23 protein-coding genes are annotated in these 21,296 nt (G+C 64.6%); 14 read left to right on the top strand and 9 right to left on the bottom strand.

What is annotated here, in order from left to right:
• Positions 1–3: 3 nt before the first annotated feature.
• Positions 4–450 (top strand): lytic transglycosylase domain-containing protein, encoded by a 447-nt coding sequence (locus tag P0D71_RS34940; protein WP_091802779.1) that lies wholly within the window; start codon positions 4–6, stop codon positions 448–450.
• 97 nt (positions 451–547) lie between these two features.
• On the opposite strand, the gene P0D71_RS34935 is transcribed toward P0D71_RS34940, so the two are convergent.
• The 7 genes from P0D71_RS34935 to phnG form a co-directional block, all read right to left on the bottom strand.
• Positions 548–1,681 (bottom strand): alpha-D-ribose 1-methylphosphonate 5-triphosphate diphosphatase, encoded by a 1,134-nt coding sequence (locus P0D71_RS34935; protein ID WP_408299651.1) that lies wholly within the window; start codon positions 1,679–1,681, stop codon positions 548–550.
• Between the two features lie 98 nt (positions 1,682–1,779).
• Positions 1,780–2,544: a phosphonate C-P lyase system protein PhnL gene (gene phnL, locus P0D71_RS34930; RefSeq protein ID WP_408483792.1), complete on the bottom strand. Its 765-nt coding sequence runs from the start codon at positions 2,542–2,544 to the stop codon at positions 1,780–1,782.
• 8 nt (positions 2,545–2,552) lie between these two features.
• Positions 2,553–3,323 carry a phosphonate C-P lyase system protein PhnK gene (gene phnK, locus P0D71_RS34925; protein WP_408299655.1) on the bottom strand — a complete coding sequence of 257 codons (771 nt, stop codon included), beginning with the start codon at positions 3,321–3,323 and terminating at the stop codon, positions 2,553–2,555.
• On the bottom strand, positions 3,320–4,243 hold the full coding sequence (locus P0D71_RS34920) for an alpha-D-ribose 1-methylphosphonate 5-phosphate C-P-lyase PhnJ (RefSeq protein ID WP_408483791.1): 924 nt from the start codon (positions 4,241–4,243) through the stop codon (positions 3,320–3,322). The genes phnK and P0D71_RS34920 overlap by 4 nt, the downstream gene beginning before the upstream one ends.
• Complete coding sequence (locus tag P0D71_RS34915; protein ID WP_408483790.1) at positions 4,240–5,391, bottom strand: carbon-phosphorus lyase complex subunit; 1,152 nt, start codon at positions 5,389–5,391, stop codon at positions 4,240–4,242. The genes P0D71_RS34920 and P0D71_RS34915 overlap by 4 nt, the downstream gene beginning before the upstream one ends.
• Positions 5,391–6,014, bottom strand: a complete 624-nt coding sequence (phnH, locus tag P0D71_RS34910; protein ID WP_408348062.1) for a phosphonate C-P lyase system protein PhnH — start codon at positions 6,012–6,014, stop codon at positions 5,391–5,393. The genes P0D71_RS34915 and phnH overlap by 1 nt, the downstream gene beginning before the upstream one ends.
• Positions 6,014–6,511, bottom strand: a complete 498-nt coding sequence (gene phnG, locus P0D71_RS34905; protein WP_408483789.1) for a phosphonate C-P lyase system protein PhnG — start codon at positions 6,509–6,511, stop codon at positions 6,014–6,016. Before phnG ends, phnH begins: the two co-directional genes overlap by 1 nt.
• A gap of 180 nt (positions 6,512–6,691) precedes the next feature.
• Here phnG and phnF point away from each other — a divergent pair, with 180 nt between their 5' ends.
• From phnF to phnN, 3 genes are read left to right on the top strand one after another with little or no spacing between them, the layout of a single operon-like run.
• Positions 6,692–7,450 (top strand): phosphonate metabolism transcriptional regulator PhnF, encoded by a 759-nt coding sequence (gene phnF / locus P0D71_RS34900; RefSeq protein ID WP_091802756.1) that lies wholly within the window; start codon positions 6,692–6,694, stop codon positions 7,448–7,450.
• Positions 7,447–8,166 (top strand): DUF1045 domain-containing protein, encoded by a 720-nt coding sequence (locus tag P0D71_RS34895; protein WP_408483788.1) that lies wholly within the window; start codon positions 7,447–7,449, stop codon positions 8,164–8,166. Before phnF ends, P0D71_RS34895 begins: the two co-directional genes overlap by 4 nt.
• A 5-nt stretch (positions 8,167–8,171) precedes the next feature.
• A complete protein-coding gene (gene phnN / locus P0D71_RS34890; RefSeq protein WP_408182375.1) occupies positions 8,172–8,726 on the top strand; it encodes a phosphonate metabolism protein/1,5-bisphosphokinase (PRPP-forming) PhnN in 555 nt (184 codons plus the stop codon).
• A gap of 6 nt (positions 8,727–8,732) precedes the next feature.
• Here the strand turns inward: phnN and P0D71_RS34885 are convergent, their stop codons facing one another.
• Positions 8,733–9,641 (bottom strand): LysR family transcriptional regulator, encoded by a 909-nt coding sequence (locus P0D71_RS34885; protein WP_408483787.1) that lies wholly within the window; start codon positions 9,639–9,641, stop codon positions 8,733–8,735.
• A gap of 134 nt (positions 9,642–9,775) precedes the next feature.
• Between P0D71_RS34885 and P0D71_RS34880 the strand changes: the two genes are divergently transcribed.
• Complete coding sequence (locus tag P0D71_RS34880; protein WP_408483786.1) at positions 9,776–10,966, top strand: M20 aminoacylase family protein; 1,191 nt, start codon at positions 9,776–9,778, stop codon at positions 10,964–10,966.
• Between the two features lie 94 nt (positions 10,967–11,060).
• The gene (locus tag P0D71_RS34875; RefSeq protein ID WP_408483785.1) at positions 11,061–12,362 is read left to right on the top strand and encodes an MFS transporter; all 1,302 of its coding nucleotides are present in this window, start codon (positions 11,061–11,063) and stop codon (positions 12,360–12,362) included.
• Positions 12,363–12,416: 54 nt separating this feature from the next.
• Here the strand turns inward: P0D71_RS34875 and P0D71_RS34870 are convergent, their stop codons facing one another.
• Positions 12,417–13,241 carry an IclR family transcriptional regulator gene (locus tag P0D71_RS34870; RefSeq protein WP_408483784.1) on the bottom strand — a complete coding sequence of 275 codons (825 nt, stop codon included), beginning with the start codon at positions 13,239–13,241 and terminating at the stop codon, positions 12,417–12,419.
• Between the two features lie 207 nt (positions 13,242–13,448).
• Here P0D71_RS34870 and P0D71_RS34865 point away from each other — a divergent pair, with 207 nt between their 5' ends.
• The 8 genes from P0D71_RS34865 to P0D71_RS34830 form a co-directional block, all read left to right on the top strand.
• The gene (locus P0D71_RS34865) at positions 13,449–14,153 is read left to right on the top strand and encodes a FadR/GntR family transcriptional regulator (protein WP_091802741.1); all 705 of its coding nucleotides are present in this window, start codon (positions 13,449–13,451) and stop codon (positions 14,151–14,153) included.
• A 67-nt stretch (positions 14,154–14,220) separates the two neighbouring features.
• Positions 14,221–15,111 (top strand): L-threonate dehydrogenase, encoded by an 891-nt coding sequence (ltnD, locus tag P0D71_RS34860; RefSeq protein WP_091802738.1) that lies wholly within the window; start codon positions 14,221–14,223, stop codon positions 15,109–15,111.
• Positions 15,112–15,125: 14 nt separating this feature from the next.
• On the top strand, positions 15,126–16,436 hold the full coding sequence (otnK, locus tag P0D71_RS34855) for a 3-oxo-tetronate kinase (protein ID WP_408483783.1): 1,311 nt from the start codon (positions 15,126–15,128) through the stop codon (positions 16,434–16,436).
• Entirely contained in the window at positions 16,433–17,095 is a 663-nt protein-coding gene (otnC, locus tag P0D71_RS34850; protein ID WP_408483782.1) for a 3-oxo-tetronate 4-phosphate decarboxylase, read from the top strand. The genes otnK and otnC overlap by 4 nt, the downstream gene beginning before the upstream one ends.
• Positions 17,096–17,167: 72 nt before the next feature.
• Positions 17,168–18,502: an MFS transporter gene (locus tag P0D71_RS34845; RefSeq protein ID WP_408483781.1), complete on the top strand. Its 1,335-nt coding sequence runs from the start codon at positions 17,168–17,170 to the stop codon at positions 18,500–18,502.
• 69 nt (positions 18,503–18,571) lie between these two features.
• Complete coding sequence (gene otnI, locus P0D71_RS34840; RefSeq protein WP_408299672.1) at positions 18,572–19,360, top strand: 2-oxo-tetronate isomerase; 789 nt, start codon at positions 18,572–18,574, stop codon at positions 19,358–19,360.
• 17 nt (positions 19,361–19,377) lie between these two features.
• Positions 19,378–20,358, top strand: coding sequence for a D-erythronate dehydrogenase (gene denD / locus P0D71_RS34835; protein WP_408182189.1), 981 nt, complete (start codon positions 19,378–19,380; stop codon positions 20,356–20,358).
• Positions 20,359–20,822: 464 nt separating this feature from the next.
• The coding region (locus P0D71_RS34830) for a thiolase family protein (protein ID WP_408483780.1) at positions 20,823–21,296 on the top strand (474 nt) is incomplete at its 3' end.

The raw sequence follows: 21,296 nt of genomic DNA, 5'->3' as shown, positions 1-21,296 counted from the left end.
GTCATGTCCTTGAAGATTATCTTCTCAGCACTTGCCTGCCTGTCGGTATGCGGCGCCGCGCAAGCAGCCGACGACTGCTTCAACGAAGCAGCGGCTTATCAGGGCGTGAATCCGTGGGTGCTGCGCGCACTCGCATGGTACGAATCGAAGGGCGACGCGAGCGCGATACGGCAGAACGCAAATGGCTCGATCGACGTGGGTCAGTTGCAGATCAACTCGATTCACTTCGACGACCTCGCGCGCGAAGGGGTGCCGCATCGCGCGCTGGTCGATCCGTGCGTGAACGTGTATGTGGCGGCCTGGCTGCTGAAACAGAAGATGGTCAAGCACGGCAATACGTGGCGCGCGATCGGCGCTTACCATTCGGAAACGCCGAAACAGCGCGACGCCTATGCGCGCGGAATTCAGAAGGTGCTGGTGGCGTGGGGGCAGTTGCCGTCCGCGCGCTGAACCCGCTCACCAGGCACCTGGCACCAGGCACCAGGCACCATGCACCAGGCGCGGACTGCGCGTTCGGGGAGCCATCAAGGTCTTGAGCGCCTTCCCTTCAAACGATCCGTGCGCCGCCGCGATATGTAGCGCGCGGCACCGGCAGCCTGTCGAGCATGGTTACGCGCACGAAGTCCGCGCGCAAGCCCGGTTCGATCGCGCCCCGGTCGTGCAAGCCGGCGGTGCGCGCCGGTTCGGCGGAGACGGTTGCCATTGCGCGCGGCAACGTCCAGCCGGCCTCATCGACCAGCTCGAACACGGCGGTCATCAGGCTCGACGGCACATAATCCGACGACAGGATGTCGAGCAGGTCCGCTCGTGCCAGTTCGAGCGCCGACACGTTGCCCGAATGCGAGCCGCCGCGCACGATATTCGGCGCGCCCATGATGGTCGAAATGCCGTGCTCGCGCGCGGCTTCGGCGGCGATGCGGGTGGTCGGAAACTCCGCGAGCACGATGCCTTCTGCTTTGGCCTGTTCGACGTGTTCGATCAGCGTGTCGTCGTGGCTTGCCACCGGAATGCCGAGCCGGTTGCAGCGCGCCACGATCTCGCGGCGGTGCGCGTCGGCGTACCGTGCCTGTTCGACCGAGAGTTCGGTGAGCGCGGTCGCCACGTGTTCGTCGCTCAGTTTGCCGTTGCGTTCCTGAAAGCGGCGCCATTGTTCGCGGTCGTGCCACTGACGCTGACCGGGCGTGTGATCCATTACCGAGGCGAGCCGCAGCAACGGATGCGCGCACAACGAATCGAACACTTCTACCACGTCGGCGGTGGCGATTTCGCAGCGCAGATGCAGAAAGTGTTCGGCGCGCAGCAGCTTGCGCTCGGAGAAGCGCGTGAGCGCTTCGGCGCATTGCGTTTGCAGATCGCGGCCCCGCAATCCCACGTTCGTGCGCGAACCGATGGCGAGCGCATCGAATACGGTGGTGATGCCGGCCGCGGCCACCTGGGCGTCGTGAATCACGAAGGCCGCATCGGTATTCCATTGCACGCCCGGGCGCGGCGCGAGATGCTTCTCGAGGTTGTCCGTGTGCAGTTCGATCAGGCCGGGCAACAGATAGTCGCCGTCCCAATCTTCGGCTTCGCGCGCCGCGGTCGTGCCGCGCTCGACTTCGCGGATCACGCCGTCTTCCACGCGAACCACGCCGGTGAATACTTCGTCTCGCGTCACGATGCGAGCGTTCCTGATCAACATCGACTTGCTCCGTAGTCAGTCAGACTTGAGTGTGGGCTTTTTACGCACTGGGGCCGCATGCGTCAGTGTAGTGCCGTTGCGCGCCCGATTTGTGTCATTCAGTGACGCGGCGGCGGCTTCAGTTCCAGGCGGCGCGTGGCGACCTTGTTGCGCGTGTCTTCGTCGTGAAAGATGCCGACGATCGCCGCGCCGCGCTCGCGCGCTTCGACGATCAGGTCGGCGACCACGTCGCGGTTGTCGGCGTCGAGTGAGGCCGTCGGCTCGTCGAGCAAAAGCAGCGGGTGCTCGGCAATCAAACCACGCGCGATATTCACGCGCTGTTGTTCGCCGCCTGAGAACGTGGCGGGCGCGAGCGACCACAGTCTTTCAGGCACGTTCAATCTGGCGAGTAGCGCAGCGGCGCGCGAGCGTGCTTCGTCTTCCGGCACGCCGCGCGAGAGCAGCGGTTCGGCCACGAGCGTGAGTGTCGGCACGCGTGGAATCACGCGCAGAAACTGGCTCACGTAACCGACCACGCTTCGGCGCAGGCGCAGTACGTCGTGCGGCTCCGCCCCGATGATCGATACGGGCCGGCCGTCGTTTCCAAGGTCGCGAATCGCAATCAAGCCGCTCGTCGCCAGATAGTTGCCGTACAGGCAGCGCAGCAGTGTGCTCTTGCCCGCACCCGACGGCCCGACCAGCACCACGCATTCGCCTCGCTCGATTTCGAGCGAGACGCCCGCCAGCGCTTCGATTCGCACGCCGCCCTGGCCGTGCAACACAAAGGTCTTGCCGATGCCGACCGCGCGCAGCATCAGCGCCGCGTTGTCGACGAATGCGTGCTCGGCGGCGCGCGCTTCAGTGCTTGTTTCAATGGATCGCATTGTGAACCTCAAACCGGCAGAACCGAGGAAACCAGCGTTTGCGTGTACGGGTGCTGCGGATCGTCGAGCACCTGGTCGGTCAGTCCCGCCTCGACCACTTCGCCGCCTTGCATGACCATCAACCGGTGCGCGAGCAAACGCGCGACACCGATATCGTGCGTGACGATCAGCACCGACAGATGCAACGTCGACGTCAGCGTGCGCAGCAGATCGAGCAGGCGCGCCTGCACCGATACGTCGAGGCCGGCGGTCGGTTCATCCATGAAGACGAGCCTTGGACCGGTGACGAGATTGCGCGCAATCTGCAAACGCTGCTGCATGCCGCCCGAAAACGCCGCCGGAAATTCGTCGATGCGTGAGGAATCGAGTTCGACGCGCTCCATCCACTGCGTGGCCGCGTAGCGGATATCCCCATAGTGGCGCGCGCCGACAGCCATCAACGGCTCGCCGATGTTCGCGCCGGCCGAGACGCCGCTGCGCAGTCCGTCGCGCGGATTCTGCTGAACGAAGCCCCATTCGGTGCGCATCAGCAAACGGCGGCGTGGTTCGGACAAGGCGAGCAGGTCGAGCTGGTCGCCGTGAGTAGCCGTGTAGTGAAGCGAGCCGCTGTCGGCCGCGGTCTTGAGCGCGAGCGTGTTCAGCAGCGTGGTCTTGCCCGAACCTGATTCGCCGACAATGCACAGCACTTCGCCCGGATACAGGTCGAAGCTGACGTTTCTGCAGCCATTGCGGCCGCCGTATTGTTTGGTGAGCGAGCGGGCGGCGAGGAGCGGCGTCATGCGTGTTCTCCCTCGCGCGCGGCGCGCAACGGCAACTCGGGTTCTTCGTCGCCGCGGCGTTCGTGGCAATAGTCGCTGTCGGAGCAGACGAACATGCGTTTGCCCGCATCGTCGACGATCATTTCGTCGAGGAAGCTCCCAGTCGAACCACATAGCGCGCAGGCGTGCTGCCACTTCTGCACTTCGAAAGGATGATCGTCGAAGTCGAGGCTGCGCACGTGCGTGTAAGGCGGAATCGCGTGAATTCGACGCTCGCGGCCGGCGCCGAACAATTGCAGCGCGGGGTTCATGTGCATCTTCGGGTTGTCGAACTTCGGAATTGGCGAAGGCGAAGTCAGATAACGGTGGTTGACGATCACCGGGTAGTCGTAGGTGGTCGCGATGCTGCCGTGATGCACGATGTCCTCATAGAGCTTCACGCTGATCAGGCCGTAATCGGCGAGCGCATGCAGCTTCTTGCACTCGGCGACGCGCGGTTCGAGGCGAAAGAGCGGCTCGGGCATCGGCACCTGATAGACCAGAATCTGCCTGTCCGTGAGCGGTGTTTCGGGAATGCGGTGACGGGTCTGGATGATCGTCGCCTCGACCGTGCGGCGCGTGGTCGCCACGCCGGTGGTGCGCGCGAAAAAACGGCGAATGTTGACCGCGTTGGTGGTTTCGTCGGAGCCCTGATCGATCACCTTCAGCGTGTCCTGTCGGCCGATGATCGCCGCGGTGACCTGAATGCCGCCGGTGCCCCAGCCGAACGGCAGCGGCATTTCACGCGAAGCGAACGGCACCTGATAACCCGGCACGGCCACCGCCTTGAGCAATGCGCGGCGCAGCATGCGTTTGGTCTGCTCGTCGAGGTACGCGAAGTTGTAGCCGTCGGCCGCGCTGTCGTACGAGGCGTTGGCGTGGGATGTGTCGGGCGCGTTCATGCTGCCTGCTCCTGCTGACCGTTGGTTTGATCCGCGCGTTGCTCGATGCCCTGATCCTGACTCTGCGCGGCGTGCTGCGCGCGCAAACGGCGCACGAGTTCCAGCTCCGACTGAAAGTCGACGTAGTGGGGCAGTTTCAGATGCTGCACGAACCCGGACGCTTCGACGTTATCGCTATGCGAGAGCATGAATTCGATATCTTGCGTGGGCGAGGCCAGCGTTTCACCGAGTTCCTCGGCGCGCAATGCGCGATCCACGAGCGCCATCGCCATTGCCTTGCGCTCCGAGTGACCGAACGCGAGACCGTAGCCTTGCGTGAAGGTGGGCGGCACGGCGCCGCTGCCGGCGAACTGATTGATCATCTGGCATTCGGTTATGTCGATGTCGCCGATTTCAACCGCTTCGCCCAACTCGTCGAGTTCCATTTCCACGGCGATCGTGCCGAAGCGGATCTCGCCCGCGAACGGATGCGAGTGCGCGTAACCGCGCTGCGTCGCGTATCCCATGGCGAGCAGAAAGCCTTCGTCGCCGCGCGCGAGATTTTGCAGACGCGTGGCGCGGCTTGCCGGAAAGGCGAGCGGCTCGCGCGAGAGGTCGCCGGGTTCCGGCGCGTTCGGCGTGGGGCGTTCCTGTTCGATCAGACCTTCCTTGTCGAGCAGGGTAACGACGCGGGGCATGCCTTCAACTTCAGAGCCGGCAGTTTGACTCGAAGACGACTTCGCGCTTGCCGCCGCATCGCCATCCGCGAGCAGCGCGAAATCCAGCAGCCGCTGCGTGTAATCGTAAGTCGCGCCCAGCAACTGGCCGCCGGGCACGTCCTTGAAGGTCGCTGAAATACGGCGCTCCACCTGCATCGCTTCGGTATCGATCGGTTGCGTGTAGCCGAAGCGCGGCAGTGTGGTGCGATACGCGCGCAGCAGGAAGATCGCTTCGACCAGATCGCCGGCGGCCTGCTTGATGGCGAGCGCGGCGAGGCCTTCATCGTAGACCGAACCTTCGGTCATGACGCGCGCTACCGCGAGGCGCAATTGTTCGCGAATCTGCGCGACGCTGAGTTCGGCTAGCCGCGTGTCGCCGCGGCGTGCCTTGTCGAGCAGACGCCACGACGCTTCGATCGCGCGTTCTCCACCCTTGACGGCAACGTACATCAGTTCACCTTCGCTTGAGTTGTGCGCGGCAGGCCGATCAGGCGTGCGCCGCAGACGAGATAACAATCGACACCGCAGGGAAAGAGCGGAGCGAGGGCGGCGCGTTCGCGCCAGAAACGTTCGGGCAGGCCGACTGGAGCAATCGTCGCGGTGTGCTGGATGCCCGGGCCGCTCAGCACGATTGGCGCGCCACCCGTTAGCGCCTCGACGCGGATCAACAGCGTGACCGACTGTTCGGGCGATTCCGCTGCGCCAAGCGTGAAGCTCTCCAGCGGCGGTAACGTGCCGGCGTCGTGGAGGTAGGCAAAGGCGGCTTGTGCGGGTTCGTCGACGAGCGGCGCGCCGGTGTGAAAGCGCAATGACGAACCGAGCGCCGTATCGGGTTGCGCGAGCCACACCGGCGTGGCGTAGTCGCAGAGTGCAAGCAGCGCGGCGAAGGCGGCAAGGTCCGCGCGGGTGGCTCGCACTTCGGGCAACACGTTCTCGATCACGCCGACCGTGCCCGGACGCGACAGCGCATCGAGCAAAGTGCGAAACACCGCCTGGGTGTCGTGCACCGGATCGGCGAAGCCTGGCGTTAAGTCGGTCAACGCGCTAGACAATGCAATCTGTGAGTTTCCCATTAGTCGCCCCGGACCATCGTGAAGAATTCGACGCGCGTGGCCGCGGCGTCCTGTTGCCGCCCGGCGCGTTTCGCGGCCTGCTGCGCGGCTAACGGCTCAATCAGTTGCTCATGCAAGACGGCGTGATGCGCCGGCATTTGCAAGAGGGCGTCTGCCAGCGCCGCCAGTTCGGCGCGGCGGCGGTCGCGGCCCAGATGACACGCCACGCCAACCGTCGCGTCAGCGTCGGCCGACGCGCGCAAACGCAAGGTGGCGCGGGTGACCGTGGCTTCGCCGAGATTGAACGGGTCGCCGCTGCCGCCGATCCGTCCGCGCACCATGGCGAGGCCGATTTGCGGCGGACGCAGCCAGTCATACGTTGGAGTGGGGATGCCCTGCAAGGCGCGTTCGAGCGCGGCTTCGAGATCGGCGCGCGGCGTGCGGGCCAGCACGGCCATCCATGCGCGCCGGGCCGACGAGGGCAGAGCGGTGGAAGGCGAGGTGGAAGTGGCACTCATCGAATGTCCTGTTGTTCCGGCGAATCAACATTTGACCATCTATTCATCTAAACGTCTAGACGTTTAGGGGTATGCTGTCGAGCCGTGTGGCGCATACCCGCCGTTTCACATTTCCATCACGGCTTGCGCACTACAATGCACGTCATAGCGATTATTTGAACCCAAGGGAATGACAGCACCATGACATCGAACGACAACGCGACGCCGGGCACGATGCTCGAACGCGGCGCGGGCGTTGCCGTGTGGCGGCAGATCGAGCAGATCCTGGCGGCGGAAATCGCCGCCAGCGGTTTCGGCGAAGAAGGGCGTCTGCCGAGCGAAGGCGAACTGGCCAAACGCTTCGACGTGAACCGGCATACCGTGCGCCGGGCCATGCTGGGTCTTGCCGCGCTGGGCCTCGTCAGCGTCGAGCAGGGGCGTGGCACCTTCGTGCAACCCGGCGCGATTGACTATACGATCGGCCGCCGCACGCGGTTCACGGAAAACCTGCGCCAGCAGCATCACGCGGCGGCCGGCACGATGTTGTCGGCCGCGCGCGTGAAGGCCGAGCCGAGCGTTGCCAAGGCGCTGAGTCTGCGGGCCGGTGCGCCGGTCTACCGGATCGAATCGCTGCACGAATCCGACGGCGTGCCGCTCACCTTCGCGCGCAACTGGTATCCCGCGGCGCGGTTCGCGGACTTGCCGGAGGTCCTGGAGCGTACCGGCAGCATCACCAAGGCCATGGCGGAATTCGGCGTGAACGACTATCTGCGCAAGTGGAGCCGCATCGGCAGCGTGCTGCCCGAACCGGAGGTGGCACGGCGTTTGAATATCAACCGTCAGCAGCCCGTGCTGTGGGTCGAAAACGTCGATGTGGATCTGCAGGGCACGCCGGTCAAATACGGCTTCACCCACTTTGCCGCGGACCGCGTGCAACTGCTGGTGGAGCACGACCTATGACCGGCGCGGCCTGGGGCGCCGAGGCTCGTTTCGCCGTGTATTACGCGCCCGCGCGTGAATCGGCGTGGTGGCAGGCCGGTTCGGCGTGGCTTGCGCGCGACGCGGAAAGCGGCGAGTGCTGCGAGGCTCCGCAACCTCCGGAACTGACGCGACCGCTCGCGGCGTTGACTGAAGCACCGCGCCGCTACGGCTGGCACGGCACACTGGTCGCGCCGTTTAGACTCGCCGAAGGCGTGACACAGGCACACGTATTGCACGCCACGCGTGAATGGGCGCGCACGCAAAGCGCATTCGCGCTGCCGGTGGAAGCCGCAACGCTTGGCGATTTCGTTGCGCTGCGGCCAGCCGATGCAGAAGGCGAATCCCACATTCGCGACGTGGCCACGAGTGCCTTGCACACGCTCGATGCGTTGCGCGCACGGCCGTTGGCCGCGGATCTCTCGCGTCGACTGGCCGCGCCGCTGAGCGAACGGCAACGTGCGCTGTTGATCGAATGGGGCTATCCGTACGTGCTCGACGAATTCCGTTTTCACATGACGCTCTCCAGTTCGCTCGCCGACGCGAAGGAGCGCGCCACGCTGGTCGCATGGTGGCAAGCGCGCACGCCCGCGCTTGGGCCGCTGATTGTCGATCATGCTGCGCTCTTCGTCGAACCGGCGCCCGGAGAGCCGTTCGTGTTGTGGCAACGTGTGCCCTTCCAGACCGGCGAGGTGTAATGACAATGACAGGTCGTTTGATCTATGTAATGGGGCCGTCCGGCGCGGGCAAGGACTCGCTGCTGGAGTTCGCGCGCAAGCGGCTGATGGGCGAGCCGATTCTGTTTGCGCACCGCTATATCACGCGGCCGAGCGGCAACGGCGAAGCGCATGTGGCGTTGAGCGTCGAAGAGTTTGCCGCGCGCTCCGTGCTTGGTCTGTTCGCGCTCGAATGGTCCAGCCACTCGCTGCGCTATGGCATCGGTATCGAACTGGATGCGTGGCTGGCGCGTGGTTGCACGGTGGTCGTCAACGGCTCGCGTCAGCATTTGCAGCACACGTTGGCGCGTTATCCGAACACGGAAGTGGTGCACGTCGACGCCGCGCCGCATATTCTCGAAGCCCGGCTCGGCGCGCGGGCGCGCGAATCGGCGGAACAGGTGGCGGCGCGGCTCGCGCGCCGCGCGCCGTTCTCGCTGCCGGACGGCGTGCGCTGCACCACGATCGACAATTCCGGCACGCTGGATGAGGCGGGCCACGCGTTGATCGCGTTTCTGAAAGCGGAAGCCGACGTTCAGTAAGCCGTACTATCCGGCTGCCGCCATCCGTTCCCGCGTCGCTTCCTGCAAGCACGCTACGAACTGAAGTACGGCCGGTGTCGGCAACAGATCGCGCCGCGAAATGATGCTGAGATCGTAATTCGGCAGCGCCTCTTCGATCTGCGCGACGCGGATGCCGAGCGGCGCGACCATTTGCGCAAGCGGTCGCGTGAAGCAGCCGATCACGTCGGTTTGCGACACCAGCCCGAGCGTCACCGCGAACGACGACGGCGCCCGCACCAGCCGCTTCGGCACCGGCAAGCCGTGCGCGTTGAACATGGCCATCATCACGCTATGGGGGAAGTGATCGGCGCCCACGGTCACGATCCACTCCGCATCGAGTAACTCGTGCAGGCGCGTCACGTTGGCGAGCGGATGCCCGGCGCGCATGGCGACGACGAACTGCGTGGAGTAGAGCGGCGCTTGCACCAGGTCGCTGTCCAGCGCCTGCACGTGGTGGATCGCCGCGATATCCAGCGCGCCATTGCGCAAACGCGCGACCGCGTCCGGTATCGTCACTTCTTCCAGATGCAGATTGACGAGCGGCATCGCGCGGCGAAACTTCGAGACCGCGTGCGGCAGCGCTGTGAGCGCAATCGACGGCATGGTGCCCACGCTAACCCTGCCGGCCAGTTCTCCCTTCACCTGTTCGACGGCTTCCACCGTGCGCCGCATGTCGCCGAGCAACTGTTCGGCGCGCGGCAGCAGCGCGAGCCCGCAAGCCGTCAGTTCGATGCCTCGTACGCTGCGCACCATCAATTCCGCGTTCAGCGCGCTTTCGAGCTCGCGGATCGTATGCGTGACGGCCGGCTGCGTGACGCCAAGCTCGCGCGCGGCGGCGCGCAGGCTGCGGTGATGGGCGGCGGCGACGAACGCTTGCAACTGCTGCAGTTTCATTCGGGTAATCCCGTATATAACGTTTGTTAATCGGGGTGAAAAAAACAGCATCTTATTCGAACAAAACGGCGTGGCTATAGTGCTCGCCTGTTTGCCGCGTTTTGACGCGGCCGTGAACCCCTGGAGCCATAGAGATGAGCGAAGCCGCGCGTTTTACCGAAGTGTCCGACCTGGTGCCTGCCGCCGAGAGCCTGCGCGAGATTCGCCATCACATTCACCACCATCCGGAGCTGGCTTACGAGGAGCACCAGACGGGCGCCCTGGTCGCCGACAAGCTCGAACAATGGGGCTGGCAGGTCACGCGCGGCGTCGGTCAGACGGGCGTGGTGGGCACGCTGAAGGTGGGCGACGGCAAGCGCAGCATTGGCATTCGCGCGGACATGGACGCGTTGCCGATCATCGAGCAAACCGGTCTGCCGTATGCGAGCGGCACGCACGGCAAGATGCACGCATGCGGCCACGACGGGCACACCACGATGCTGCTGGGCGCGGCGCAACGCCTCGCGGCCACGCGCAACTTTTCGGGCACGGTGCACCTGTATTTCCAGCCGGCCGAGGAGAGCGGCATCGACAGCGGAGCGCTGAAGATGATCAACGACGGCCTGTTCGAGCGCTTTCCGTGTGACGCCGTGTTCGGCGTGCACAACCATCCCGGCGAGGAGCCGGGCGTGCTGCTGTTCCGCAAAGGGCCGTTCATGTCGGCGGGCGACAAGGCGATCATCACGATCGAAGGCGTGGGCGGGCACGCGGCGCGTCCGCATCTGACGGTCGATCCGGTCGTGGTGGCGGCCAGCATCGTGATGGCATTGCAGACGATCGTCGCGCGCAATGTCGATCCGTCGCAACCGGCGGTGGTGACGGTCGGCTCCATGCATGCGGGCACCGCGAACAACGTGATTTCGAGCAGCGCGAAGCTGGAGCTGAGCGTGCGCTCGTTCAGCCCCGAAGTGCGCGCACTGTTGAAGAAGCGTATTACCGAACTCGCCGAAACCCAGGCGGCGAGCTATGGCGGCAAGGCGGTGGTGGAATACATCGAAGGCTATCCGGTCGTGGTCAATTCGGATGCCGAAACGGATTTCGCGGTGGAAGTGGCGCGCGAACTGGTCGGCAACGACAAGGTGGTCGCGCAAACCGACATCCTGATGGGAAGCGAAGACTTTGCCTTCATGCTGCAGAAGCGGCCGGGCACGTTTCTGCGGATCGGCAACGGCGCGGGCGAAGACGGCTGCATGGTGCACAACCCGCACTACGACTTCAACGACCGCAATCTGCCGGTCGGCGCTGCGTTCTGGACGCGGCTGGTGGAGCGCTATCTGGCGCAGTAACGCCGCAGTAACGCCGAAGTGACGCCGCAGTGACCCAGCAAGCCGCACCGCAATCGGCCAGCCGCACAATCATAACGACGAGGTAGACCACGCGATGAACACCACGACCGATGCGAGCCACGCCGTTCAGGCGAGCCAATCCACCAGCCGCGGCGCGATTGCCGCCGCGGTGATCGGCAACTGGCTCGAGTTCTTCGACTTCACCGTGTACGGGTTTTTTGCCGTGATCATCGGCAAGCTGTATTTCCCGTCGGCGGACCCGACTACTTCGTTGCTGCTCTCCGTGGCGACCTTTGCGGCAGGTTTTATCACGCGCCCGCTCGGCAGCGTCATGCTCGGCGTGTACGCGGACCGCAAGGGCCGCAAAGCCGCGCTGAATCTGACCATCATGCTCATGGCGGTGAGCACCGGCCTGATCGCGATTGCGCCGACCTATGCGCAAATCGGTCTTGCGGCGCCGCTTCTGATCGTGCTGGCGCGTCTCGTACAAGGCTTCTCGCAAGGTGGTGAGTTCGGCGCGGCCACCTCCACGCTGCTCGAACAGGGCGGCGGCACGCGGCGCGGTTTCCGTGCGAGCTGGCAACTGGCCACGCAAGGCGGCGCGGCGCTGATGGGCTCGGGCATCGCCGCAGCGCTGTCCGGCGCGTTGCCGAAGGAATCGCTGGAAAGCTGGGGCTGGCGCATTCCGTTCCTGCTCGGCGTGCTGATCGCGCCGGTCGGCATGTACCTGCGCCGCCGTCTGGCCGACGACGCGGCCAGCGCGCACAGCCACGCGATCGAACGCGGCGTGTTGCACGAACTCTTCACGCAGCATCTGCGCCCGCTGATCCTGATCACGCTGACGGTGATGGGCGGCACGGTCTCGACCTATATCCTGACCTTCTACATGCCGACCTACGCGATCCACACGCTCGGCCTGCCGATGTCGCTGTCGATGCTGGTGGGCGTCGCCTCGGGCTTCGTGATGCTGGTTACGTGCCCGCTGTTCGGCATGCTGTCGGACCGGATCGGCAGCCGCAAGCGGCCGATCCTGTTCGGACGCGGCGTGCTGGTGCTGCTGCTGTTTCCGGCTTTCATGCTGATCAACCGCTTTCCGCAGTTGCCCGTCATCATGTCGCTGACCGCGCTGATGCTGCTGTTCTATTCGATGGGCTCGGCGTCTGAATTCGCGTTGATGTGCGAGTCGTTTCCGCGGCGCGTGCGCGCCACCGGCATTTCGATCGCCTATGCGTTGAGTGTCTGCGTGTTCGGCGGCACCGCGCAACTGGTTGCGACGTGGCTCATCAAGCTGACGGGCAGCAAGCTGGCGCCGGCCGGGTACGTGGCGGCCTGCGTCGTAGTGTCGTTGATCGCGGTGTCGATGCTGAAGGAAACCGCGGAACAGCCGATCGATTGATCGATCGGACAGAGCGCCGGCATCGCGCGGCGCCCGTCAGTCAGTCCATTAGTGTCAGCCGCGCCTCGCCACCATCTCCGAGACGTTCTGCGCGGCGTGCTGCAGCGGCTCCAGAAATGCCTTCACCATCTGCCTGGCCGAATTGCGCTGCGCATTGCCGCTGATATTCATCGCGGCGATCACGCGCCCCTGCCGGTTGCGAATCGGCGCGGACAGCGAAATCAATCCACCCTCCAACTCCTGATCGACAATCGCCCAGCCCTGGCGGCGAACCTGCGCGATCAGCTTCTTCAACTCTTCCTTGTCAGTGACCGTGCGCGGCGTGTGCGCGTATAGCGGCGCCGAATTCAGCGTCGCCTCGAGTGTTTCTTCGTCGAGCGCGGAGAGCAGCACGCGGCCCATCGACGTGCAATACGCCGGCAAGCGGCTGCCGATCGACAGGTTGATCGTCATGATCTTGTGCGTCGGCACGCGCAGCACGTAGACGATCTCGGTGCGATCGAGCACGGCCGCCGAGACGCTCTCGTGAACCTGCGCCGACAGTTGCTCCATCACCGGCTCGGCGAGGTTCCAGAACGGCATGGAGGTCAGATACGCGAAGCCCAGGTCGAGAATTTTCGGCGTGAGGCGAAAGAGGCGCCCTTCGGCTTCCACATAACCGAGCGTTTGCAGCGTCAGCAAAATGCGGCGTGCGCCGGCGCGCGTGAGGCCGGTGGCGGCGGCGACATCCGTGAGCGTCTGTTCGGGGCGCGTGGCGTCGAACGCGCGGATCACGGCGAGGCCGCGCGCGAACGACTGCACATAGGAGTCGCCCGGTTTGTCCGGGGCCGGTTCGGCGCTGGCGGGAACGGCGGAAGACGGCGGCAGGGCTGGGCTCATGGACCTTGAAAGGTGCGTTCGAGGAAGGGCGGGCACGCGCCGCGCCGGTTCACCCGGCACGATGCGGCGCAAAGGCGTGACGATAGCTTAAGCCTTCTGTTTCGCCAACTTCGCCGCCTGATGCTCAAAAATGCCAGGGTTTGCATGGATGCAGGCTGCATCGAAAATTTGTATGATGACCCGATAACATGATCAATCGAGGCATGGATGTTCGACAAGATTCCTGCGCGAGCGCTGAGCGACACGGTCGCGCAACAGCTGCTGAAGCAGATCGACAAAGGCACCTTCAAGCGCGGCGGCAAGCTGCCCACCGAGGCCGTGCTCGCGCAGCAATTCGGCGTGAGCCGCACGGTGATCCGCGAGGCGATCTCGCGGCTGAAGAACGAGGGTGTGGTCGAACCGCGCCAGGGCAGCGGCGTGTTCATCGCCGCGCATGGTGCGATCCGGCCGTTGCGTATCGATTACGCGGAAGCGGTCGAGCCGGGCTCGGTGGTGCAGATTCTCGCGTTGCGCCGGGCGATCGAGGCGGAAGTCGCGTCGGAAGCCGCCATGCGCCGCAGCGACGCTGACATGGTGTCGATCGACACGGCGCTCGCAAAGATCGACGAAGCCGTGGCCGAAGGCGAGGACGGCGTGGCTGAAGACGTCGCCTTTCATCGCGCGATCGCCGCGGCCACCGGCAATCCGTATTTCCTCAAAACCCTCACGTTCCTGAACCAGTACCTCGAGGCCGGCACGGTCGTCACGCGCCGCAACGAAGCGTTGCGCGAGGACTTTTCGCGTCAGGTGCGCGAAGAGCATGCCGCGATCGCCGCCGCGATTCGGGCCGGCGATCCGATGGCGGCGCGCAATGCGGCACGAACGCATATGTACAACGCGGCACGGCGTCTCGCGGAAGCGGGGATTTGCTGAGCTTCAGTGCTCAGACTCAGCGCCCGGATTCAGGCCCGGGTGTTCAACGAATTCATAGAGGTCAAGCATGTCCAGAAATGTTGGTGTCATCGGTCTTGGTGCAATGGGCCTGGGTGTCGCGCGTTCGCTGCTGCGCGCGGGTTTTCGGGTTCACGCGTGCGACCTGCGCAGCGAGATCCTGAATGCGTTCGTCGCTGAAGGTGGTGTGGGCTGCGCGACACCGGCCGAACTCGGCGCGCAGTGCGAGGTGGTCGTCACGCTGGTCGTGAATGCCGCGCAAACCGAAGCCGTGCTGTTCGGCGAGCAGGGCGCGCTCGCCGCGATGAAAAAGGGCGGCGTGGTGATCGCCAGTGCGACCGTGGCGCCGGACTTCGCAATCGAACTCGGCAAGCGGATCGAGGCCGCTGGTTTGCAGATGCTCGACGCACCGGTTTCGGGCGGCGCGGCGCGCGCGGCTTCCGGCGAGATGACCATGATGACGTCCGGCCCCGCGGCGGCCTATGCCGCCTGCGAGGACGTGCTGGCCGCGATGGCCGGCAAGGTGTACCGCCTCGGTTCCGGGCACGGTGCGGGATCGAAGGTGAAGATCATCAATCAGTTGCTGGCCGGCGTGCATATCGCGGTGGCGGCCGAAGCCATGGCGCTCGGCTTGCGCGAAGGCGTCGATCCAGATGCGCTGTACGAGGTCATCACGCACAGCGCGGGCAATTCGTGGATGTTCGAAAACCGCGTGCCGCACATTCTCAACGGCGACTACACGCCGCTTTCGGCCGTCGATATTTTCGTCAAGGATCTGGGCCTCGTGCTCGATACCGCGCGCCGCTCGAAATTCCCGTTGCCGTTGTCGGCGGCGGCGCATCAGATGTTCATGATGGCGTCTTCGGCCGGCCACGGTGGTGAAGACGATTCCGCGGTGATCAAGATTTTCCCCGGCATCGACGTGCCGGCGGCGAAGTAAGCAGGAGGAGCGCCATGACGACACTTACGAAACGCGCGCTGCTCGGCTGCATCGCCGACGACTTCACCGGCGCCACCGATCTGGCCAACATGCTGGTGCGCGGCGGTATGCGCACGGTGCAAACCATCGGCGTGCCCGCATCGAATGACCTGCTCGAGGCCGACGCCTTGGTGGTCGCGCTGAAATCGCGCACCATTCCCGCCGCCGACGCGGTCGCGCAATCGCTTGCCGCGCTGGACTGGTTGCGTGCGCAAGGGTGCCGCCAGTTCTTCTTCAAATACTGCTCGACCTTCGATTCGACCGACGCGGGCAATATCGGCCAGGTGACGGATGCGCTGCTCGACGCGTTGTCCGCCGACAGCACGACCGGCGCATTCACGATTGCGTGTCCCGCGTTTCCCGAGAACGGCCGCACGATCTTTCGCGGCCATCTGTTTGTCGGCGACGCGTTGCTCAACGCGTCGGGCATGGAAAATCATCCGCTCACGCCGATGCGCGATGCGAACCTCGTGAGCGTGCTGCAACGTCAGACCGGATCGAAAGTCGGTCTCGTGCGTTATGACGCCGTGGCGCGAGGCGTGTCGGCGGTGCGCGAAAGGTTCGATACATTGCGCAACGAAGGCGTGCGCATGGCGATTGCCGATGCGGTGTCCGACGCTGACCTTTACGTACTCGGCGAAGCCTGCGCCGATCTCACGCTGATCACCGGCGGTTCGGGCGTCGCGTTGGGCTTGCCTGCCAACTTTCGCCGCGCGGGTTTGCTGGCGGAACAGGCGGACGCCGCGCAGTTGCCGCGAGTCGACGGCTTGTCCGCGGTGCTGGCCGGCAGCGCGTCGAAAGCGACCAATGCCCAGGTGGCGCAGTGGCGCGCCACACGGCCCGCGTTTCGCATCGATCCGCTCGCGGCGGCGCGCGGCGAAGCCGTGGTCGAACAGGCTTTGGCCTTTGCGCAGCCGTACCTCGACAAAGCCGAGCCCATGCTGATCTATGCGACCGCGACGCCCGACGAAGTCAAGGCAGTGCAAGGGCAGCTCGGTGTGAACGAAGCGGGGCATCTGGTCGAAAACACGTTGGCGTCGATCGCGCGTGGTTTGCGCGAGCGTGGCGTGCGCAAGTTCGTGGTGGCGGGGGGCGAAACCTCGGGCGCGGTCGTGCAGGCGCTCGACGTGCACACGCTGCGGATCGGCGCGCAGATCGATCCCGGCGTGCCGGCTACCGCGACGACCGGCGCCGAGCCGCTTGCGCTCGCCTTGAAATCCGGCAACTTCGGTACGACGGACTTCTTCGAAAAGGCGCTGCGGCATCTGGACGGAGATGTGCAATGAGTGGCGCGCCCGCAGTTCACACGACGAATGAAGCGCGCGTTCGCGAAGAAATCTGCGTGACCGGCGCGAGTCTCTATCAACGCGGCTACACGGTGGGCACGGCCGGCAACATTAGCGCGCGGCTCGACGACGGTTGGCTGATTACACCGACCGATGCGTGTCTTGGCCGGCTCGATCCCGCCGCCATCGCCAAGGTAGACCTCGCCGGCAACGCAATGTCAGGCGGCCGGCCGTCGAAAACGCTGGCGCTGCATCGCGGCATCTATGCGCGTAATAGCGAAGCGCGCGGCATCGTCCATACCCATTCGACGCATCTGGTCGCGTTGACGCTCGCGGGCGTCTGGCGCGAAACCGACGTGCTGCCGCCCATCACGCCGTATTACGTAATGAAAGTGGGCCACGTCCCCCTGATTCGTTATGAGCGCCCCGGCGATCCGCAAGTCGCCGAGCAGATCGCCGCGCTCGCCGATAGCGTTCGCGCCGTGCTGCTGGAGCGTCTTGGTCCGGTGGTGTGGGAGCGTTCGGTGGCGCAAGCCGCCTATGCGCTCGAAGAACTCGAAGAAACCGCGCGTTTGTGGTTGATGACCCAGCCACGGCCCACACCGCTCGACGAAGCCGCACTCGAAGAACTGCGCAGCGTGTTCGGAGCGCGCTGGTAGAAGAAGCCGACAAAACAAAGCCCGGCCGCGCGCGATGCGCCGCGTCGGGCCATCCATTCAAGGAGACAATGCATGAACTCATATCAGGCCGAATCCAGCCGCCCGGTTACAGCCGCCGCGGGACAACCCGGCGCCGCTGAAATCGAGCACACCTACAAGAAGGTGTTCTGGCGCATCGTGCCGTTTTTGATGCTGTGTTATGTGGTCGCCTATCTGGACCGCGTGAATGTCGGCTTCGCGAAACTGCAGATGTCGCAGGACCTGGCGTTCAGCGAAACGGTGTTCGGCCTCGGCGCCGGCGTGTTCTTCATCGGCTACTTTCTGTTCGAGTTGCCGAGCAACATTCTGATGCACAAGATCGGCGCGCGCATCTGGATCGCGCGGATCATGATTACGTGGGGCTTGCTCTCGGCGGTGTTCGTGTTCGTGAAGACCCCGATGCAGTTCTATATCTTGCGTTTCCTGCTGGGTCTCGCCGAAGCCGGTTTCTATCCCGGCGTGATCCTGTACCTGACCTACTGGTTTCCGTCGCATCGGCGCGCGAAGATTATCGCAGTGTTCATGTCGGCGATTCCGGTGTCGGGCATTTTCGGCAATCCGCTGTCCGGCTGGATCATGCAGACCTTCCACAACAGCTCGGGTTTCGCGGGCTGGCAGTGGATGTTCCTGATCGAAGCGATCCCCGCCATCGCGATCGGTATCGCCACGGTCCTGTATCTCGACAACGGCATTTCCAGCGCGAAGTGGCTGAGCGAACGCGAAAAGCAGTTGCTCACCGATGAAATCGCCGCTGCGCAACCGCGGGACAAGGCGCAGAAACATTCTGTCGGCGCGGTGTTCCGCGATCCGCGTACATGGTGGATGTCGCTGATCTATTTCGCGTTCGTGACCGGACAATACGGTCTGACGTTCTGGATGCCGACGCTGGTGAAATCGACCGGTGTGACGGGCGCATTCAATATCGGCCTGTTGAGCGCCATTCCGTTTCTGTGCGCGATCGTCGTGATGAATCTGATGGGCCACAGCGCCGACAAGCGCCGTGAGCGCCGCTGGCATCTGATCGTGCCGGCGCTGTTCGGTGCGATCGGCTTCACGGTGGCGGCTTCTTTCGCGGACAACACGGTGGTCTCGATCGTGGCTCTCTCGCTGGCCGCAGCCGGTGTGCTGACCTGCGCGCCGCTCTTCTGGTCGTTGCCGACCGCGTTCATGTCGGGCGCGACCGCCGCGGCCGGCATTGCAATCATCAATTCGATCGGCAATCTCGCGGGTTTCGCGAGCCCGTACATGATCGGCTATCTGAAGGACCTCACCCACAGCACGCAGACCGGCATGTACGTGCTGGCCGGCATGCTCGTGATCGGCGCGATTGCCACGTGGCTCACGCCGCCCAAGCTGGTCAACCGATAAATCGATATGCGCGTGCGGCATGAGTCGCTGCCGCGCGCGGGATCACACCGTTTTCAAGGAGTTGCTGCCATGCCTCGCTTCGCCGCCAATCTCACGATGATGTACAACGAGCACGCGTTCCTCGACCGTTTTGCCGCCGCAGCGAAAGACGGCTTCGAGGCGGTCGAGTTTCTGTTCCCCTACGATTTCCCCGCTGCCGACATCAAATCGCGCCTTGTGGCGAGCGGTCTGACGCAAGCGCTCTTCAATGCGCCGCCTGGCGACTGGGCCGCTGGCGAGCGCGGCATTGCCTCGCTGCCGGGACGCGAAGACGAGTTCCGGCGCGGCATCGAAATGGCGCTCGACTACGCGCGCGTGATCGGCAATCGCAAGCTGCACGTGATGGCCGGCCTGATCGGCGCGGATCAGCCGCGCGCGAAGCATCGCGAGGTGTATCTGAACAATCTCGCGTATGCCGCGAAGGCCGCGCAAGCCGAAGGCATTACGGTCGTGATCGAGCCGATCAATACGCGCGATATGCCGGGCTTCTTTCTGACCCGTCAGGACGAAGCGCAAGCGGTCTGCGCGGAAGTCGGCGCGCCGAACCTCAAGGTGCAGTTCGACTGTTATCACTGCCAGATCGTCGAAGGCGACCTTGCAGTGAAACTCAAACGCGATATGGCGGGCATCGGCCACATTCAGATCGCGGGCGTGCCGGAACGGCATGAGCCCGACACGGGCGAGCTGAATTATCCGTATCTGCTCGACCTGATCGACTCGCTCGGTTACGACGGCTACATCGGTTGCGAATACCGGCCGCGCGCAGGCACCTCGGCCGGTCTCGGCTGGCTCAAACCGTATCTGAACGCGAACCGCTAACAAGGACACAACCCATCATGAAAGTACTGATTACCGGCGGCGCGGGTTTTCTCGGCCAGCGTCTCGCGCGTGAACTGCTCGCGCGCGGTTCCCTGAAAGACAAGCAGGGCACACCGCAAACGATTACCGAGCTGGTGCTGCTCGACGTAGTGCAAGCCAACAATTTCGACGACAAGCGTGTACGCACGGAAGTCGGCGACATCGCCGAGCGCAGCGTGCTCGAACGCGTGATCGACGACCAGACTTCGGCGATCTTTCATCTGGCCGCGATCGTGAGCGGGCAGGCCGAAGCGGACTTCGATCTCGGCATGCGCATCAATCTGGATGCGTCACGGCTGCTGCTGGAAACGTGCCGGCAGCGTGGCCACCGGCCGCGTGTGCTGTTCACGAGCTCCGTGGCGGTGTATGGCGGCGCGTTACCCGAGGTCGTGCAGGATGATACGGCGTTGAATCCGCAGTCGTCATATGGCGCGCAGAAGGCGATCGCGGAGTTGCTGCTCAACGATTACGCGCGGCGTGGTTTCGTCGACGGCCGTGTGTTGCGGCTGCCCACCATCAGCGTGCGGCCGGGCAAGCCGAACGCGGCGGCTTCGTCGTTCGCGAGCGGCATCATTCGCGAGCCGCTGAACGGCGAAGCGGCGGTGTGCCCGGTCGCGGGCTCGACGCGCCTGTGGCTGCTGTCGCCGCGCAAGGCGATCGAGAGCCTGATCGCCGGACTCGAACTCGACTCCGCCGCGCTCGGCAACCAGCGTGTGCTGAACCTGCCGGGCATTTCAGTGAGCGTCGACGAGATGGTCGCCGCGCTGCGCGAAGTCGCGGGCGACGCCGCCGCCGCGCGCATCGTCTGGGAGCGGGATGAGCGGGTCGAAAAAATCGTGGGCAGTTGGCCGGGCCGGTGGGATACGTCGCGCGCCGAAAGGCTGGGGTTGAGCGGCGAGCGCAGCTTTGCCGACGTGATCCGCAGCTATGTCGCGGACGAGAACATCCAGATCCGGTAGTCGCGGACCCCGGAGCGCTCTCCGGGCCATCCTCCAGCGATCCCCAAGCTGTCTTTGAGCTGTCCTCGAGCCTCGTGCCGGCGCCGTGAACACAGGCGCGCCGGCATGAGCGCGTCAATCGTCTGATCCTTTTCGACCAGCTTCGCGGCCTGCACGTATTCCCTGGTGCCGGCGTGGCCGCGCTTGACATGGTTTCGGCCGCGCGCCTATTATCGAGGCTAGTTGTTCGATATATGACCGTATGTTCGTATAAAGAACAAATTTCCCGAATCTCGAACCCGCTGTTCATCATCTGCGTTAAGCTGATCTGACGTGAGGGCTGCTTTGCAGCCGCTTCCCGTCGCGTTCGAATTCTCTTGCGGGACGCCGGGCCGGCGCATCCGTGCATCCGTGCATCCAGCCCGCGCCACGCCGGCAATCCGCTCGTGGCGTGGCGCACGCAGCACATCAACTGGAGACATCACATGACCGAAGCATTCCTGTGCGACGCGATTCGCACCCCCATCGGCCGCTATGCGGGATCGCTGTCGTCGGTGCGCGCCGACGATCTGGGCGCGGTGCCGCTCAAAGCGCTGATGGAGCGCAACAAAGACGTCGACTGGAACGCGATCGACGACGTGATCTACGGCTGCGCGAACCAGGCCGGTGACGATAACCGCAACGTCGCGCGCATGTCGCTGTTGCTGGCCGGTTTGCCGCAAGGCGTGCCGGGCACGACGGTGAATCGTCTGTGCGGTTCGGGCATGGACGCCGTCGGCATTGCCGCGCGCGCCATCAAGTCGGGCGAGGCCGCGTTGATGGTGGCGGGCGGTGTGGAAAGCATGAGCCGCGCGCCGTTTGTTATGGGTAAGGCGACCAGCGCGTTCTCGCGTCAGGCCGAAATCTATGACACGACCATCGGCTGGCGTTTCGTCAACCCGTTGATGAAGAAACTGTAT

The sequence above is a fragment of the Paraburkholderia sp. RL17-383-BIF-A genome, from assembly GCF_046028015.1.
Taxonomy (GTDB): Bacteria; Pseudomonadota; Gammaproteobacteria; order Burkholderiales; family Burkholderiaceae; genus Paraburkholderia.
This window is presented reverse-complemented; position numbering and strand designations above follow the sequence as displayed.